The sequence below is a fragment of the Massilia psychrophila genome (assembly GCF_002760665.1).
Classification (GTDB): Bacteria; Pseudomonadota; Gammaproteobacteria; order Burkholderiales; family Burkholderiaceae_D; genus JAFCUW01.
In genome coordinates, this window is sequence record NZ_PDOB01000041.1 from 1 (window position 1) to 16,361 (window position 16,361).

A 16,361-nucleotide genomic window follows, 5' to 3' on the forward strand; every position below is an offset into this window, starting at 1 on the left:
CATCGTGACCGCTGATTCCGGAAAAGCCCCGAAATCGGTCACGTTCGCCCGGAATGAGCGGTCACGTTCAAATGGAATGACTGGTCACGATGCCGGAATCACTGGTCACGTTGGTCCGGAATACCCAACGTGCCATACCCCGCCACATGACGGCACTGTCAACTTACGGAATCGAAAAGATGAGCTCTGAGAACTGAGGCTGAACTGCCTGGATTTAGAGAAATAAACGGGGGAAGATTAAAGGATGTTGTTTACACCATAGGTTTATACACAAGTCACTCGCCCTCGTCGCGTAGCGCCTTGATTGTCAACGCGGCCACGCGCACTTCCTGAATCCCCTGCCAAATGGTTTTCACGCCAGGATCGCCGTCGCCCTTTCGTCCAAGGAATCCTCCAACGCGGGCGATCAGGCGCAAGACTTCGTTCAAAGTCGGGGGGGCGATCCGGCCGCCGTTCCTTCGTGAGCAGATAGGCGCCGCGAATTTCGTCAGGATCAAAGAAGTGACTGGCATCGATATCCGGGCAGGTGCGGCCCAGTCGCATCAAATAGGCATGCGCCACGCCACGACCATGAAGAGCGCCAAGGCGCGTTCAATGTTGTCGATGTGGGACAGCTGCATCGCCTCGACCTTGCAGGCATTTTTTAATATGTGGAAAAAAATTTCAATGTCCCAGCGCGCACGGTACCAATCGATCAGCTCGATCACTTCCTCGCTCGTGGTGGCACTGCGGTTGGTGAGCAAACGCCATTCGATCGGCTCGACATCCGCAGGCGCATCGATTTCGCGCGCAATGATGCAGGTTGCCTCGACCTTGATGCCGCGTCCCGCCGGCAACTCGACCCGCTTGGCCCACAGTTGCTGGCGTACCTTGCGCCCTTTTTTCTGATTGCGTCCGCCGGTGGTGAAGCTGATCTCGCCCAAGGGCTCGTTATCGAGCGTATGCGCCCACAACTTGTCACTGCCCGGCAATGCCCGGTCGGTCTTGGCGCGAATCAGCCAGTCGGCAGGGTTGCCATTGTCCTGGGCGTACTTCATCAATTCCATCATGTCGGCCTCGCGGTCGGCCACGTACACCAGTCGCGTTCCCGGCATCTCGGCCGCCATCTCCGCGATGCGGCCATACCCTTCGATCCAACGGCCACTTTCCTTCAGGCCAGGGCGAACCCCGTCGGCGTCGCGCATTTCGCGTGCCCACATCCAGGCGTCGATGACGCCCAGCGGCAGCCGTTCCGGCGTGACGGCGTAGGTCGGGTGCAAGTACATACCGCGCTGGACTTCATAACTGAGCGGCCCCAGTCCAGTGATCTGTTGCCCGTTGAAGTTCAGCTCAGTCGTGTCCTGCAAGCACAGCGTGATCGGATGTTCGCGCATGCGCTGCTGGCTCTGTTCCCAGTGCGGCGCCATGATGTCGCGCCATTCGACGGCATCGTTGTTCATAAACCGGTACGTCGCGATGGTCTCGCCCCAGCCGTTGCACGCCTTCGGGATGCTGCCCGAAGGATTGTCTGAAAATCGCTCCATGATCTTTCTTGCGCGGCTGTCGAGCCGGGCATCTCCGAGGTCAAGTTCAGCAAATTCTACATCTGTCCAGTGGTTCGATTCGGTCATCATTGTGTGAGGCAAAAGACAAAAGACAAAAGACAAAAGACAAAAGACAAAAGACAAAAGACAAAAGACAAAAGTAGACGTGAAATCTGGAAAGATTACAAGCCAATTTTTAAGTGCATGAAAGAAAAATACTTTTCCGATGCTGAAATTGTCAAGTTGGAATAATTGGTAAATTTCGAGATGTGTATAAACCTATGTGTTTACACCGGTGGCCTCATTCCAGAGTGAAAATGCGTTAGCACGGACGTGCCGGTACCGCTGCGCCGACAGGCGGTTGCGCTGACAACGGAAGGCATTATTGATCGGGCCGTGTGCCGACAGAAAGCGCTGCGCATGACCGAGTGACTCGAAACGGCGCATCTGTTTTTCTCGTTGCCGCGTCGGTTGGTGCGAGAGTTCGGCTCGGTTGTTCAAGCCCTTGTGCTGGCGATGCTCGACACCTGCCATGATTTGCTTCTTAGCTGCGGCATAACTCTTCAGTTTGTCGGTGATCAGCACCCGTGGGGCGTAACGCAAGCCCTTGAGGAGCTTGCTAAAAAATCGTTTCGCCGCCTGCCGGTTACGCCGACTTTGCATGAGGATATCGAGCACATGGCCATTCTGATCGACTGCGCGCCACAGGTAATGGTGCTTGCCCTTGATGGTTAGCACCACCTCGTCGAGATGCCATTTTCCCCCGCGCTGCGGCTGACGCCGGCGCAGTTCATTGGCATATCCTTGGCCGAACTTCAACGTCCATTGGCGAATCGTCTCGTAGGTGACAATGATGCCACGGCTGGCCATCAATTCCTCGATGTCGCGAAAACTCAGCGAAAACCGGAAGTAGAGCCATACGACGTGGCTGATGATCTCGGCAGGGAAGCGGAAGCCGCGGTAAAGTTAAGAATTTTTCATCCCCATACTTTACAAAATTTTGCCGACTGCGTGGCTGCAGCGGTAAGTTGACAGTACCGTTGCGCAGCATGCGATGTGTTTGGAAGCCAGCACGAGGATGGACCCTACTGGACTTACTGCCGAAGAAAGACAAAGTTCGCTTCACCACCGCGTCGACGAGTACAAGTGAATGCGAACGGCGACAACCATCTCGGTCAGCGGCGCAGGCCGCTTAAGCGGGCCGTGGCGCCACGATCAGACCCAACGGCGCAGCATTAGACGCAATGTACGGGAAGCGTGCCATGAGGCCGTCCACGACTTCGACTAGAACAGCGAAAAATACAAGCGGCGTCAAACACCAATCAGTGCTGGTCCCGCCAGACTTGCTGCTTGCATGAAGTGATTGCACTTACGTGCCGGTCATTGGCTGCGCCATCAAGCCGAAATTCAGCAGCCGCGTGGGTAGCCATGTGGGTAGCAGAAATGAAAAAAGCCCCGTCATAGGGGCTTTTTAGTAATACTGGCGGAGACGGTGAGATTCGAACTCACGATACAGGTATAAGCCGTATGCATCCTTAGCAGGGATGTGCCTTCGGCCACTCGGCCACGTCTCCATTCTCACCCAGCTAACTGCGCCTGATCAGAAGACCGTAATGGTACTAGTTGCAGACCCGTTCGGTCAATGGAACAGCCCACATTTTTCGAAAAAAGTTATGCTTTTTCCAAATCAAAGGCTTTGTGCAGCGCGCGTACTGCCAGTTCCATGTATTTTTCGTCAATCAGTACCGAAATCTTGATTTCCGACGTGGAGATCATCAGGATGTTGATGCCCTCTTCCGACAAGGTGCGAAACATCTGCGAGGCGACGCCGACGTGGCTGCGCATGCCCACGCCGACGACCGACACTTTCGACACCTTGGCATCGCCGCTGACGCTGGCTGCGCCGACGGCGGCTTTAACGGTCTCCAACACGCCCATCGCCTTGGCGTATTCGCCGCGCGAGACCGTGAAGGTGAAGTCGGTCTTGCCGTCGACCGACTGGTTCTGGATGATCATGTCGACTTCGATGTTCGCTTCAGCGACCGGCCCCAGGATGTGATAGGCGACACCCGGCTTGTCGGGCACGCCCAGGATCGTGATCTTGGCTTCATCGCGGTTGAAGGCGATGCCGGAAATGACGGCTTGTTCCATATTTGTATCTTCCTCAAACGAAATCAGGGTTCCCGAGACGGCTTCTTCTGCGAGCGACATCAGGGGATCGGTCAGCGACGACAGCACGCGCGTCGGCACCCGGTAATTGCCGGCGAATTCGACGGAGCGGCTTTGCAGCACCTTCGAACCGAGCGACGCCATCTCGAGCATTTCTTCGAACGTGATGGTCTTGAGCCGGCGCGCTTCCGACACCACCCGCGGGTCGGTCGTGTAGACGCCGTCGACGTCGGTGTAGATCAGGCATTCGTCGGCCTTCATGGCGGCGGCGATCGCCACTGCCGACGTGTCCGAGCCGCCGCGGCCGAGGGTCGAGATGTTGCCGTCGTCGTCGACGCCCTGGAAACCGGCGATGATGACGATCTTGCCCGCGCCGAGGTCGGCGCGCACCTTGGTGTCGTCGATCGACTGGATGCGCGCCTTGGTGAACGACGAGTCGGTCTTGATCGCCACTTGCCAGCCGGCATACGACACGGCGTCCTTGCCGATTGCCAGCAGCGCCATCGCCAACAGGCCCACCGACACCTGCTCGCCGGTCGAACAGATCATGTCCAGTTCGCGCGGATCGGGCTGGTCCATGATTTCTTTGGCCATGCCGATCAGGCGGTTGGTCTCGCCCGACATGGCCGACGGCACCACGATGACCTGGTGGCCGGCGTCGTGCCATTTGGCGACCCGCGCCGCGACGTTCTTGATACGGTCCGTCGATCCCATCGACGTGCCGCCGTATTTGTGGACAATTAAAGCCATAATGGGGCCATTTCCGCTCAAAAATGAATAAAAAGAGTCCGTCATTTTACATGTTGCAGTGCAAAATAACAAGGCCGAAGCCTTTCGAACCTATATACCGAATGGGTATATGGTAATGCGGATATTGCACATTTACCGGGCCGGATCGCTTTGCCAGCGCAGCTTGATCAGCGGTGCGGGACCAACCGCGAGGTGATGGCAGTCCATGCCGATGCCGGCGGCAAACAGCAGCGCAGCTGCAGCCCCAGCCCTGGCAGAGAGGGAGACGATGGGCAGCCGGGTGCGCTCCCACGCCGGCACGTTGCAGGCCTGGTAGTGGTACTTCAGGCTGCGGGTCGGCCGGTTGGCAGCCGGCTTGAGGCGCTCGCCGCCCTTGCGGAAATCGATCTGCAAACCTTGCTGGCGCAGCCAGGCCGGATCAAGACCCTGCCCCGCTCCAGCGTCCACCGCGGCCTCGTCGAAATACAAGGTGCCGCCGTAGTCCGGAAAAGCGATGCCCGCCTCCCCCTGCCAGCGGAACTGCCGGGCGTATTTGACGAAGATGCCTTCATCGTCCGGATCGCGCAGACCGGCCAGCTCGCCCAGCTTCGGCGTAATGTAGAGACGGTCGCGATGGCGCCGGATGTGGCAGTCGGGATGGGTGACGAGCAGCTGCGCGTCGTGGCGCGCTTCGATCAGCTGGGTGACCATTTCGGCCAGCCACGCGGTCGACGGCATGCGCAGGCCGCGCGTGCCGAACCAGTGGCGCAGCAGGTTTTGCACGCGGTCCAGGCTCATCGCGCGCAGTTTTGCCACGTCGAGGGTTTCATTGTCGAGCTTACCGTCGAGGCAAGCGGCCAAATCCTCGGCCGCCAGCTCGGCGAGCATGCGCTGGGCCGACTGGGCATGCGAAGCGCTGCGCGCGAAACGCTCCTGAAAGCCGGGAAACGCCTGCGCCAGCGCCGGCATCACCTGCAAGCGCAAGGCATTGCGGGCGTAGCGCGGATCGAGGTTCGATTCGTCGTCGCAGTAGCTGATGGCATTGGCTTTGATGTAGTCTTCGAGCGCGCCTCGGGTTACCGGCAGCAGCGGGCGCGCCATCACCAGGTCTGGATTACCGAGCAGTTCGGGGGCGCTGTTGGCCGCGTCCATGCCGGACAGGCCGGCGCTGCCGGAACCGCGCAGCAGCTGCAGCAGCACCGTTTCGGCCTGGTCGTCGAGATGGTGGGCGGTCAGCATCAGGCGCACGCCGTGGCCGCGGCACATTTCGCCCAGCGCGGCGTAGCGCAGCTTGCGCGCGGCCGCCTCGATGCCGGACCTGGCTTTGGCGAGGCTAACGCGGCGTTCGTCGAACCCGACGCCGAGCGAGGCGCAACGGTCCCTGCAATGGCCGGCCCAGGCGTCGGCGTTCGGGCTGATGCCGTGATGGACGTGAAAAGCAAACAGCGCCAGTCCATGCAGGCGGGCGTAGTCATGTGCCAGGTGCAGCAGCGCGGACGAATCGAGGCCGCCGCTGTAGGCGACGGCAATGGCTGTGTCGCTCGGTGCCGACGCTTGCGCGCGCAGCCTGTCCAGCGCAACGGCGAAACTGTCCGCGAGAGAGCGGACCTGGGACCGGCTCACCCGGTTCACTACGCTCACTTCGCTCATTCTTCTGCCGGCGTGGTTTCCTTGAATTTACCGTAGCTCATCAGCTTGGCATGGCGCGCATCCAGCAAATCGCGCGTCTTCATGCCGGCAAACTGGCGCAGCGTGTCGGCCAGGGCGCGCTTGAGCATCACCGCCATCGCCTTCGGGTCGCGGTGGGCGCCGCCGAGCGGCTCGTTGATGATCTTGTCGATCAAGCCCATCGCTTTAAGGCGGTGGGCCGTCAGGCCGAGGGCATCGGCGGCGTCGGCGGCGCGTTCAGCCGTTTTCCACAGGATCGATGCGCAGCCTTCCGGGGAAATCACCGAGTAGGTCGAGTATTGCAGCATCAGCACCGCGTCGCCGACCGCCAGCGCCAGCGCGCCGCCGGAGCCGCCTTCGCCGATGATGGTGGCGATCAGCGGCACTTTCAGTTCGGCCATCACGTACAGGTTGTGGCCGATCGCTTCGGACTGGCCGCGCTCCTCGGCGTCGATGCCAGGCCAGGCGCCGGTGGTGTCGACGAAAGTAAATATCGGCAGGCTGAATTTTTCCGCCAGCTTCATCAGGCGCATGGCCTTGCGGTAGCCTTCCGGCTTGGGCATGCCAAAATTGCGCAACGCGCGCTCCTTGGTGTCGCGCCCTTTCTGGTGGCCGATTACCATGCACGACTGGCCGTTGAAACGGGCCAGGCCGCCGACAATGGCGAGGTCGTCCGCAAACGAGCGGTCGCCATGCAGCTCATGGAAATCGGTGAAGATTTCGCTGATGTAGTCCAGCGTGTACGGCCGCTGCGGATGGCGCGCGATCTGTGACACCTGCCACGGCGTCAGCTTGGCGTAAATGTCCTTGGTCAGCTGCTGGCTCTTTTTGGCCAGGCGGTCGATCTCTTCGGAGATGTCGACGGCCGAATCGTCCTGCACGAAACGCAGCTCTTCAATCTTCGAATCGAGCTCGGCAATCGGCTGCTCAAAATTGAGGAAGGTTGTTTTAGTCATACTATCTCCGAGTTTATTTCCAAGCCGCAACAAGTCTTGCACGCGGCCGATCTGACTGTCATTTTACCGGAAGCGGGCGCCGGAACCGGGCATTATTCAAACGCCACCGGGTCCAGGCTGCGCCACAAATACCAGGTGGCGACGGTGCGCCATGGCTCCCAGTTGGCCGACACTTCGCGCGCGTCGCTGCGCGAGACCGGTTCGCCCGAAAAATAATTGTGGCTGATGCCATGGATCAGGTTAGGGTCGTCGAGCGGCAGCACGTTGGGGCGCAACAGGTTGAAGATGAGGAACATCTCCGCCGTCCAGCGCGTGATGCCGCGAATTTGCACCAGTTCGGCAATGACGGCCTCGTCGGGCATGTCGACCCACTCGCTCGCATGCACCCGCTTGGCCTTGAAATGGTCGGCCAGGTCGAGGATGTATTCGGTCTTGCGCTTGGACAGCCCGCAACCGGACAACTGCTCGGCGCCGGCCTTGATCACTTGCGCCGGCGTCATTTTCGGACATACGACGACCAGCTTGTTCCAGGCAATGTCGGCCGCCCTATTGGTGACCTGCTGGCCCACCACCGAGCGCGCCAGGGTGGTGAACGGATCGGGATGTCCGACCAGGTGCAGGTCGCCGAACTGCGGAATCAGCTTTTTCATGATGCGGTCGCGCTTCATCAGCTCGGCCTTCGCCTGTTCCCAGTAAGGCGGCACTTCGAGGATCAGGGAGGTGGTGCCGGCGGCGTCCTTGGAGAGCGCCATCATGCGCGGCGCCAGTTGGTGGTGCCGTCCGGCTTGTCTTCGAGGATGATCCCGACGGCCAGCAAATCGGCCCGGATCTGGTCGGACTCGGCGAAGTTGCGCTGTTTTTTGGCATCGATACGCGCGTCGATCATGCCGGCGATCGCGGCCGGCGAAAGTTCGTCCGCGCCCTTGCCGCTCCCTTGCAGGAACGCATTCGGCGTGCGCTCGAGCAGGCCGATCACGCTTGCCAACGCCTTCAGCTGGCGCGCAAGGGCCGGCGCGCGACTCTTGTTCAGTTCAGTGACCAGGTCGAACAGCACCGCCAGCGCGACCGGCGTGTTGAAGTCGTCGTCCATCGCCGCGCGAAAGCGCATGGCGTGGCTCTCTTCCCAGTCAACCGTGACCGCATCGACGCCGGAATCGACTCCGGCCAGCGCCGTGTACAGGCGGGTCAGCGCGGCCTTGGCGTCGTCGAGGTGGGCGTCCGAATAGTTCAGCGGGCTGCGGTAATGGGCACGCAGGATGAAAAAACGGATCACTTCGGCATCGTAGTTTTTCAGCACGTCACGGATGGTGAAAAAGTTGCCCAGCGACTTAGACATCTTTTCGTTATCGACCCGTACAAAGCCGTTGTGGACCCAGAAATTGGCCATCGGCTGGCCAAACGCGCCCTCCGACTGGGCAATCTCGTTTTCATGATGGGGAAACTGCAGGTCGGCGCCACCGCCATGGATGTCGAAATGCTTGCCGAGCGTTGCGCACGACATGGCCGAGCACTCGATATGCCAGCCCGGACGGCCGCTGCCCCACTTCGACGCCCACTTGACCTCGTCGGGCTCGGACTCTTTCGACGCCTTCCACAGCACGAAGTCGAGCGGATCGCGTTTTCCCATGTTGATGTCGATCCGTTCGCCGGCGCGCAGGTCGTCGAGCGACTTGCCCGACAGCTTGCCGTAGCCGGGAAAGCTGCGCACGGCGTAGTTGACGTCGCCGTCATCGGACGGATAGGCCAGTCCCTTTTGCTCGAGCAGCTCGATGATGCCCAGCATCTGCGGCACATAATCGGTCGCGTGCGGCGTGGCGTCGGGGGGCAGGATACCGAGCGCCGCGGTGTCCTCGTCCATGTATTGTTCAAAACGCGACGTCAGCTGGGCTATCGTCTCGCCGTTTTCGACCGCGCGTTTGATGATCTTGTCTTCGATGTCCGTGATGTTGCGGACATAGGTGACGTCGTAGCCGGACGCCTTGAGCCAACGATAGATGACGTCGAACGCCATCATCATGCGCGCGTGGCCGATATGGCAGTAGTCGTAAATTGTCATGCCGCACACATACATGCCGACCTTGCCGGCGACGATCGGGACGAATTGCTGCTTGTCACGCGCCAGCGTGTTGTAAATCTTAAGTTGGCTCATCGGACTTCTGCTGTGGAACAGCGCGCCCCGACGTTCGGACAATGCGGCAAGCCGGCGCAAGTGCCGCGAGGGCATGCACCGGGCAAGCCGGTATTGTTTCGATATCGTCGGATCGCGCTGTATTGTTCTTCTTTGATAGAATGGATCTTCTGCGCCAAAGTATAGCATTGATAAAAATCCCACCGGCCGCATATGACAAAGGTTTATTTTTCTGCAAAAGGCTTGACAGTCTTTCGCCCGATCGCCATTTAAAGGAAGCAATATGCAAAAATCGACGTCGTTGTTCAAACCAGTGCTGGGCGCATTATTGGCCCCGATGCTGGCACGTTTCCTGACCGTCTTTTTCGGCCTGAGTTTCGGTACCGCGGTGCTGGCGGCCGACGCGCCGCAGGTGTCGCTGAAGACCACGATGGGCGAGATCGTCCTCGAACTGGACCAGGAAAAAGCGCCGAAAACGGTGGCCAACTTCCTTCAGTACGTCAAGAGCGGACACTACAAGGGCACGATTTTCCACCGCGTGATCGACGGCTTCATGATCCAGGGCGGCGGCATGGACGCCAAGCTGGTCACGAAAAAAACCGGTCAACCGGTCAAGAACGAAGCGAACAATGGCTTGCTGAACGCGTCCTATACACTGGCGATGGCGCGCACGGCCGATCCCGACTCCGCCACGTCCCAGTTCTTCATCAACGTCGCCGACAACACCCCGCTCGACTATCCGGGCCGCGACGGCTTCGGTTATACCGTCTTCGGCAAGGTCGTCAAAGGCCAGGAAGTGGTCGACAAGATCAAGGGCGTGGTCGTCGACGACGTGCGCGGCCAGCAGAACGTGCCGGTGGTACCGATCGTGATTCAATCGGCCAGCGTCGTCAAACGGTAAAATACCGGATGCCCAGGCATTCCCCGAACAAATTACTAACAACAAGGACACATCATGGCCAAAATACTCATCACGACCAACATGGGCAACATCACCGCCGAACTTGACGAAGCAAAAGCACCGAAATCGGTTGCCAACTTCCTCGACTACGCCGCCAAGGGTCATTACAACAACACGATTTTCCACCGCGTGATCGCCGACTTCATGGTGCAAGGCGGCGGTTTTGAGCCGAACATGAAGCAAAAGACGGCTGACCAGACGGTCGAAAACGAAGCCAAGAACGGCCTCAAGAACGACAAGTACACGCTGGCAATGGCGCGCACGTCGGACCCGCATTCGGCATCGGCCCAGTTCTTCATCAACACCAAGAACAACAGCTTCCTCGACTATCCAGGCCAGGACGGCTTCGGCTACGCGGTATTCGGCAAAGTGACCGAAGGCACCGACATCGTCGACCAGATCAACAAGGTCAAGACCGGGCGCAGCGGCATGTTCGCCGACGTGCCCGCCGAGCCGGTGATCATTGAAAAGATCGACGTACTGTAAGTGCATGCGGCGCGCGCGGGCGGATCAGGCAGCATGCAACCGGGTTCACCCGTGAGTCCTTTCGCGCCGGCGCCCGCGCCCACGCTTGCGCTGTTCATCTCCGACCTGCACTTGCAGCCGTCGCACCCGCGCACCGCCGCGGCGTTTCTGCAATTTTTGGCCGAACGGGCGCAGGCGTCCCGCGCGCTGTACCTGCTCGGCGATTTGTTCGAATACTGGGCCGGCGACGACGACCTGGACACCCCTTTTTACCAGACCATCGTCAAAGCGATCCGTGCACTCAGCGACGCTGGCGTGGCCGTTTACTGGATTGCGGGAAACCGCGATTTTTTAGTGGGGACGCGCTTTGCCGAAACAGCCGGATTGATTTTGCTTGCCGAACCGCATGTAGCGAACATCGCAGGCCAGCGTATCGCCCTGGTCCATGGCGACGCCCAATGCACGCTCGATCTGGGCTACATGGCGTTTCGCGCGCAAGTGCGCGATTCCGGGTGGCAGCAGCAGTTTCTGGCGCTGCCTTTGGTGCAGCGCCAGGCCATTATCGCCGGCCTGCGCGAAGGCAGCCGCGAAGCGCACGGCGCCAAGACGATGGACATCATGGACGTGACGCCGCAAGCGATCGAGGCCTTGCACGTGGCCACCGGTGCGAAAACCGTCATCCACGGCCACACCCACCGCCCCGCCCTGCACCGCGCCGGCAAACAGCTGCGTTACGTGCTGCCCGACTGGGAACTTGATGCCGCGCCCGCGCCGCCACGTGGCGGCTGGATCGCCATCGACGCCGACGGCGCCATCACTCGCCACGGCGTCGACGGCGCGCCGGCCTAAGTGGGCTTGCCGGCCGGCTCTTATCAGGCCAACACGCTTGAAAGATTTCTCCTACATAAATACAATCCCGGCCACGTGTGGTAACGAACAGATAAGGCCTGTTGCGGCGAGCACACTGTGTTCATTCGCCAACCAGGAGCCGCACCATGCATCGTCACACTATCCGCAGCAGCATTTTTGTCATCGCAATGCTGGCCGCCTCGGCCGCCTTTGCCGCCTTTGCCGGCGCGGACATCGTCAAATGCGTTGGCCAGAATGGCAAGGTAACGCTGACCGATGCACGGTGCGACACCGCCCGGGTGGTGGTGGAGCCGGTGGCCTTTGACGCCGCACCAGCAGCACTGCCGGACAACGAGTTCAAGCAAGTCGCGGTGCAGGCTGCGCGCCACGCCGCCACGCGGCGGGTCGCCATTGTCCCGCGAGCGGTTCAGCGTGACAGCTGGACCACCCCGCGCGCCGCCAAAATGCTGTCGCGCGACATCGAGACGCTCAAGGCAGCACGGTTGAGCATGCAGGTGCTCGACGGCGCGTCGGCATCGGCCCGCCAGCAGCGTCTGGCCAGGTTGCACTGACGCCGCCCGACAGGTCGGCTCACGGCTTGCGTGGTGGGCCCTGTGCAGCGTCGGCGCGGCGGCATGGGGCGCCGACGCTGCAGCCACCGGGCTCGATGGCGCCATGCAGCAGTTGCTCGAACGCGGTTTCGCGCTCGTTGCCGACACGCACATCGCGATTGATCGGCACGCACAGCGTGTCCTTCCATGCCGCGGCGTAACCACGTGGCACCGGAAACGGCCCGCGCTTGTTTACCGCTGCCTTCTGGCACAGCGCCAGCGTTTTGAATTCGCCCGACACCGTAGCGCCGGCAAGATTGACGGCAAGCCCGGATTGCAGGTAAATCAACAAGACAATCGTGTACACGGCGCTCTCCAGGTGGTTGCGAATAAGTCTGATTGCGCGCGCAAGCGCCGGTTCCGTCGATGTGTCATTGCATCAGGCAGCCAAGCGGCGTTTTAAAATCCCGGCGGGCGCTCGCCCGCTACATTGGCCATTTTCTCGAACGCCAGGCCGGCGCGCGCGATGGTTCCTTCGTCGAACAGGCGGCCGATCAGGGTCACGCCATGCGGCACCTTGATCGGCGGCGAGAACGTCGGCATCGGGTTGGCCGGGTCCGGCGCCCAGTCGCTGCGCGCGCTTGCCACCTCGACGAATCCGGTGCGCAAAGTGAGCGACGGGTGGCCGGTGAAGTTAGAGATCGTCAGCATTTCGTCGCGCAGCGACGGCACCAGCATCAGGTCGACCGTTGAAAAGATGCGCGCCATTTCCAGCGCGACCATGCGCCGCATGCGGTCGGCCTGCACGAAGTCGACCGCCGACAAAAAGCGCGCCTCGCGAAACAGGTTCGGCCAGGCGTCGGCCACCTGCACCTTCAACGCGTCGGCGCGCCCGTCCAGCGTCCAGTCCTCGAACGCGGCGGCGGCCTCGGCGAACAGGATCGTGTTCAGGCTCTGGTACGGCCAGTCGGGCAAGCTGACGGCGATCGGCACCATGCCGAGCGAGCTCGCCATCGCCAGCGCGGCGCGGTCGACGCTGGTTGCCGGGCTGTCCTCCATCCACGCCGGGATGTAGCCGATTTTCAGGCCGCTGACGTTCGCACCGGCGTCGAAATCGAGCCGCGCCGGCACGCTGGCAACGTCGCCCCGGTCCGGACCGGAGATCGCCGCCAGCACCAGCATCGCGTCTTCCACGCTGCGCGTCATGGGACCCAACTTGTCGAGCGACCAGCACAGCGTCATCGCGCCCGTGCGCGGCACCCGGCCGTAGGTCGGCCGCAGGCCGGTGATCCCGCACCGCATCGCCGGGCTGATGATGCTGCCGCCCGTCTCGCTGCCGATCGAGAACGCGACCAGGCCGGCGGCGGTTGCCGCGCCCGGACCGGCGCTCGAACCGGACGCACCCTCCGCGAGCAGCCACGGGTTCATGGTCTGGCCGCCGAACCAGATGTCGTTGAGCGCCAGCGCGCCCAGCGACAGTTTGGCGACCAGCACCGCGCCGGCCCGGTTCAGGCGCGCCACCACCGCGGCGTCCTGCGCCGGGATCCGGTCGCGGTAGGGCTCGGCGCCCCAGGTGGTGGCGATGCCGGCGGTGTCGAGCAAGTCCTTGACGCCGTACGGGATGCCGTGCAGCGGACCGCGGTATTTGCCGGCGGCGATCTCGCGGTCGGCCTGCCTGGCCTGCGCCAGCGCATGCGTTTCGGTCAGTGTAATCACGCTGCGCAGTGTTGGATCCAAACGTTTGATGCGTTCGATATAGATGCGGGTGAGGCGCTCCGAACTGAGCGCGCGCGATGCGATCCAGCGCGACAACCGGGTGACGGGCGCAAACGCGATGTCCTCATCGCGCGCCGGCAGCGGTCCCGGCGCCGCCGCGCTGCGCACGAAGCGTTCGCGCCGCGCGCCTGTGCCTGAACCCATGCCTGAGGCTGTGCCTGTACCTGTACCTGCCGCAGCAAGCGGATCGAACTGGCTGGCCGGCGCCAGCGACGATGCAAGCGCCAGCGTGCGCGGGCCGCTGCGGCGCTCCTGCATCGACGCCATCGATACGCGCCAGCTGCGCGCCGCCATCGCCCGCTGCGCCGGCGTCATCGATACCTGGACCAGCTTTTCAGCTTCGGCGAACGTGGCCGGCGACACCTCCGGGCCGACCGCGGCGCTGGCGCCGAAGGTCGGTGGCGCGCCCGGCGGCGGCGGGGTTTGTCCGGCACGGCTGGCGGTGACCACGGCGAGCAGCCCGAGCGGGGCATTGATGAGGAATGCGCGGCGAAATTTCATAGATTCTTTTCGAATTGTTAAGGTCTGCCGATCGTACCGAAAAGCAGCTATTCCGTCACAATTTTTACGGCGCTCTACCGGTCGAGCTCCGGATAGTGGCGGAAGATGCCGTCCTGATTAAACCGGATGCGCCGCGTCGACGCCAGGTAGGCGGCGATGTTCGGCCGCGCCGCCACCAGGTCGTGCAGCGCGGCCAGCCTGGGGTAGCCAGGCGCGATGCGCGCCATTGCGTTCGGAAAGGCGTAGCGCAGGCCCGCGATCACCTGGAACATCGACAAGTCGACATAACTCACGCGCGCGCCATTGAAATAGCCCGCGCTCCCGGACGCTGCCAGCACGCCCTCGAAATAATCGAAATACTTCGGCACCCGCTCGGCGGTGAAGCCGGATGCGTGCCGCTTCGCTTCGCGCTTCTGGTCTTCGTAAAACAGCGACGTCGATACCGGATGATGGGTGTCGTGGACCTCGGCCACCAAGTCGGCGATTGTCAGCTGCAGCTGGTGGATCCACAGGCTTGCCGTCCGCGCGCGCGGCGCCAGTCCATGCGTTGTTCCGAGGAACAGCAGGATATTGGCGGTCTGGCCGATGGTCTGCTCGCCGGCTACCAGGAATGGCGGCGCGAACGATGGCCTGGCCGCCGTCGCCATCGCCGTCGTCAGCGCGTTGATGCCGTTCTTCTGGCGCGCGACGTCGACATAAGGGGCCTGCGCTTCTTCCAGCGCGAGCCGCACGAATTCTCCGCGTCCCTGGATCGTGGGCCAGTAGAAAAGCTGATAGACCATCGCCGCTCCCAAAGCATTCAATCGTCCGCTGATGATTCGATTGATCGAGTATGCCGCTTTCGGCCGTGCCGCGGCGCGCCGTCGGCATTTCCACACCGCAAGGTTACATTTTGAAAAAAGCCTGGCGGACATGAAGACGGCTGCCGCAAAGTAAGTAAGTTTTCATGACACGTTCGATCGACCGTATTGTTCCATCTTCTTGAACCACCCTGAGGCAGATCAGCGTGTCGCGCACCAGCCAAGCGATGATTGTCCTTAAGGCGTGCGGCCGGAAGTCGGCCGCTGCGCATTTTCAACTGGCTGGATGGACCACGATGATTGTCGCTCACCTCATAAAACACTGGATGGCCGGGCGCGCGCAATCGAGCAGCGCATTACGGGCGCGCTCGCTGGCGCGCAGCATGCGGGTGCTGCTGTTCTACCGTGCCCACCGGCGCCTTTGCCAGCTCGACCTTATCCGCCATTATCTTGCCGAGCCGCTCAACGACGACCTGTTTCATCACCTCAGCCAGCGCGACTACCTGATCAGGAACCTGCCGGTGCGCCACCGTATCGCCTGCATGCTCCACCATTACACCTTCGAGGACGCCACCTTCGACACCACCTACAAGCGCGCGCTCTACCGCGACGGCGGCCTGACGCTGTGGCGGCACAGCCAGGGCGGCAGCGAATTTTCCATCACGCTGTCGATGGCGGCGCCACCGATGGGTGCCGGCGAACTGGTCATTGCATTGGAAGCGGACGGCACCTGCCTGCACCGACTCGGCTTTAGCTGGATCGAAGGCAAGGTGGCTGGCGTCGACAGCCCGGCGCTGCCGTTTGTTGCCCATAACCAGGGCCGCGGCGCCGATTCCGACCCGGCCTTCGCCGCGTTCGAGCACGCCTTTCCCAACAATGCGCCGGCCTTTTTTTGCTTTGCCGCGCTGCAGGGCGCGGCGCAGGCGGTCGGCATGACCGAACTGGTCGGTATCAAGGGCAGCTTTCACCTGGCCTCCGATGTGCAATCGGCGAAACAGTTGGCCAGGGGTCACGACAGCTTCTGGCAAACCCTGGGCGGCATCGAATTGCCGGGTCCGGGCTACCTGGTCGAATTACCGTTCCGCCTCAAGCCGCTACCGGGCAATAACCGTGGCCGCGCCGCGCAGCGGCGCGCTTACTGGGCCGAGATCGGCGCAGCAGCGCACGCCACGTTGGAAAACAGGCTCAAAACCAGGCGCAATCGGGCGCCGCTGCCGCTTGCTGTCAACGCCTGAACGGCCGACGCTCGAACGGCCGCCGACAGGCAAGCGCGCGCCCACGAGCG

The 16,361-nt window shown here is 61.8% G+C and carries 13 protein-coding genes, 1 tRNA gene and 2 pseudogenes; 5 read left to right on the top strand and 11 right to left on the bottom strand.

Annotated elements, in window-relative coordinates; genetic code table 11:
- Window positions 1-275: 275 nt before the first annotated feature.
- The 8 genes and pseudogenes from CR103_RS18865 to cysS all read right to left on the bottom strand — a co-directional run bounded on the left by CR103_RS18865 (window position 276) and on the right by cysS (window position 9,194).
- A pseudogene (locus CR103_RS18865) lies at window positions 276-1,613 on the bottom strand (IS4 family transposase).
- 189 nt (window positions 1,614-1,802) lie between these two features.
- Window positions 1,803-2,483, bottom strand: a pseudogene (locus CR103_RS18870) (IS6 family transposase); the annotation flags it as partial.
- A 521-nt stretch (window positions 2,484-3,004) separates the two neighbouring features.
- Window positions 3,005-3,097 (bottom strand) — tRNA-Ser (locus CR103_RS18875).
- A 97-nt stretch (window positions 3,098-3,194) separates the two neighbouring features.
- Window positions 3,195-4,442 (bottom strand): aspartate kinase, encoded by a 1,248-nt coding sequence (locus CR103_RS18880; RefSeq protein ID WP_099917480.1) that lies wholly within the window; start codon window positions 4,440-4,442, stop codon window positions 3,195-3,197.
- Between the two features lie 132 nt (window positions 4,443-4,574).
- The gene (tilS, locus tag CR103_RS18885) at window positions 4,575-6,071 is read right to left on the bottom strand and encodes a tRNA lysidine(34) synthetase TilS (RefSeq protein WP_099917481.1); all 1,497 of its coding nucleotides are present in this window, start codon (window positions 6,069-6,071) and stop codon (window positions 4,575-4,577) included.
- Window positions 6,068-7,045 carry an acetyl-CoA carboxylase carboxyltransferase subunit alpha gene (locus CR103_RS18890; protein ID WP_099917482.1) on the bottom strand — a complete coding sequence of 326 codons (978 nt, stop codon included), beginning with the start codon at window positions 7,043-7,045 and terminating at the stop codon, window positions 6,068-6,070. The genes tilS and CR103_RS18890 overlap by 4 nt, the downstream gene beginning before the upstream one ends.
- A gap of 92 nt (window positions 7,046-7,137) precedes the next feature.
- Entirely contained in the window at window positions 7,138-7,797 is a 660-nt protein-coding gene (locus CR103_RS18895) for a DNA-3-methyladenine glycosylase family protein (protein WP_099917501.1), read from the bottom strand.
- Complete coding sequence (gene cysS, locus CR103_RS18900) at window positions 7,797-9,194, bottom strand: cysteine--tRNA ligase (protein ID WP_099917483.1); 1,398 nt, start codon at window positions 9,192-9,194, stop codon at window positions 7,797-7,799. The genes CR103_RS18895 and cysS overlap by 1 nt, the downstream gene beginning before the upstream one ends.
- 262 nt (window positions 9,195-9,456) lie before the next feature.
- Between cysS and CR103_RS18905 the strand changes: the two genes are divergently transcribed.
- From CR103_RS18905 to CR103_RS18920, 4 genes are all read left to right on the top strand, one after another.
- The gene (locus CR103_RS18905; RefSeq protein ID WP_307719725.1) at window positions 9,457-10,074 is read left to right on the top strand and encodes a peptidylprolyl isomerase; all 618 of its coding nucleotides are present in this window, start codon (window positions 9,457-9,459) and stop codon (window positions 10,072-10,074) included.
- Window positions 10,075-10,128: 54 nt separating this feature from the next.
- Window positions 10,129-10,620 (top strand): peptidylprolyl isomerase, encoded by a 492-nt coding sequence (locus CR103_RS18910; RefSeq protein ID WP_099917484.1) that lies wholly within the window; start codon window positions 10,129-10,131, stop codon window positions 10,618-10,620.
- Between the two features lie 33 nt (window positions 10,621-10,653).
- Window positions 10,654-11,448, top strand: a complete 795-nt coding sequence (locus CR103_RS18915; RefSeq protein ID WP_099917503.1) for a UDP-2,3-diacylglucosamine diphosphatase — start codon at window positions 10,654-10,656, stop codon at window positions 11,446-11,448.
- Between the two features lie 146 nt (window positions 11,449-11,594).
- Window positions 11,595-12,020 carry a DUF4124 domain-containing protein gene (locus CR103_RS18920; RefSeq protein WP_099917485.1) on the top strand — a complete coding sequence of 142 codons (426 nt, stop codon included), beginning with the start codon at window positions 11,595-11,597 and terminating at the stop codon, window positions 12,018-12,020.
- Between the two features lie 19 nt (window positions 12,021-12,039).
- On the opposite strand, the gene CR103_RS18925 is transcribed toward CR103_RS18920, so the two are convergent.
- The 3 genes from CR103_RS18925 to CR103_RS18935 all read right to left on the bottom strand — a co-directional run bounded on the left by CR103_RS18925 (window position 12,040) and on the right by CR103_RS18935 (window position 15,058).
- Window positions 12,040-12,366 (bottom strand): hypothetical protein, encoded by a 327-nt coding sequence (locus CR103_RS18925; RefSeq protein WP_143752675.1) that lies wholly within the window; start codon window positions 12,364-12,366, stop codon window positions 12,040-12,042.
- A 92-nt stretch (window positions 12,367-12,458) separates the two neighbouring features.
- The gene (locus tag CR103_RS18930) at window positions 12,459-14,276 is read right to left on the bottom strand and encodes an amidase (RefSeq protein WP_099917487.1); all 1,818 of its coding nucleotides are present in this window, start codon (window positions 14,274-14,276) and stop codon (window positions 12,459-12,461) included.
- A 74-nt stretch (window positions 14,277-14,350) separates the two neighbouring features.
- Window positions 14,351-15,058, bottom strand: a complete 708-nt coding sequence (locus CR103_RS18935; protein ID WP_099917488.1) for a glutathione S-transferase — start codon at window positions 15,056-15,058, stop codon at window positions 14,351-14,353.
- Between the two features lie 314 nt (window positions 15,059-15,372).
- On the opposite strand from CR103_RS18935, the gene CR103_RS18940 reads away from it, so the two are divergent.
- A complete protein-coding gene (locus CR103_RS18940) occupies window positions 15,373-16,311 on the top strand; it encodes a DUF535 family protein (RefSeq protein WP_180279462.1) in 939 nt (312 codons plus the stop codon).
- Window positions 16,312-16,361 lie beyond the last annotated feature (50 nt).

Coding starts and splice junctions, on each gene's coding strand:
- CR103_RS18880 (WP_099917480.1), bottom strand. CDS start 4,442: ATGGCTTTAATTGTCCACAAATACGGCGGCACGTCGATGGGATCGACG.
- tilS (WP_099917481.1), bottom strand. CDS start 6,071: ATGAGCGAAGTGAGCGTAGTGAACCGGGTGAGCCGGTCCCAGGTCCGC.
- CR103_RS18890 (WP_099917482.1), bottom strand. CDS start 7,045: ATGACTAAAACAACCTTCCTCAATTTTGAGCAGCCGATTGCCGAGCTC.
- CR103_RS18895 (WP_099917501.1), bottom strand. CDS start 7,797: ATGGCGCTCTCCAAGGACGCCGCCGGCACCACCTCCCTGATCCTCGAA.
- cysS (WP_099917483.1), bottom strand. CDS start 9,194: ATGAGCCAACTTAAGATTTACAACACGCTGGCGCGTGACAAGCAGCAA.
- CR103_RS18905 (WP_307719725.1), top strand. CDS start 9,457: ATGCAAAAATCGACGTCGTTGTTCAAACCAGTGCTGGGCGCATTATTG.
- CR103_RS18910 (WP_099917484.1), top strand. CDS start 10,129: ATGGCCAAAATACTCATCACGACCAACATGGGCAACATCACCGCCGAA.
- CR103_RS18915 (WP_099917503.1), top strand. CDS start 10,654: ATGCAACCGGGTTCACCCGTGAGTCCTTTCGCGCCGGCGCCCGCGCCC.
- CR103_RS18920 (WP_099917485.1), top strand. CDS start 11,595: ATGCATCGTCACACTATCCGCAGCAGCATTTTTGTCATCGCAATGCTG.
- CR103_RS18930 (WP_099917487.1), bottom strand. CDS start 14,276: ATGAAATTTCGCCGCGCATTCCTCATCAATGCCCCGCTCGGGCTGCTC.
- CR103_RS18935 (WP_099917488.1), bottom strand. CDS start 15,058: ATGGTCTATCAGCTTTTCTACTGGCCCACGATCCAGGGACGCGGAGAA.
- CR103_RS18940 (WP_180279462.1), top strand. CDS start 15,373: ATGATTGTCGCTCACCTCATAAAACACTGGATGGCCGGGCGCGCGCAA.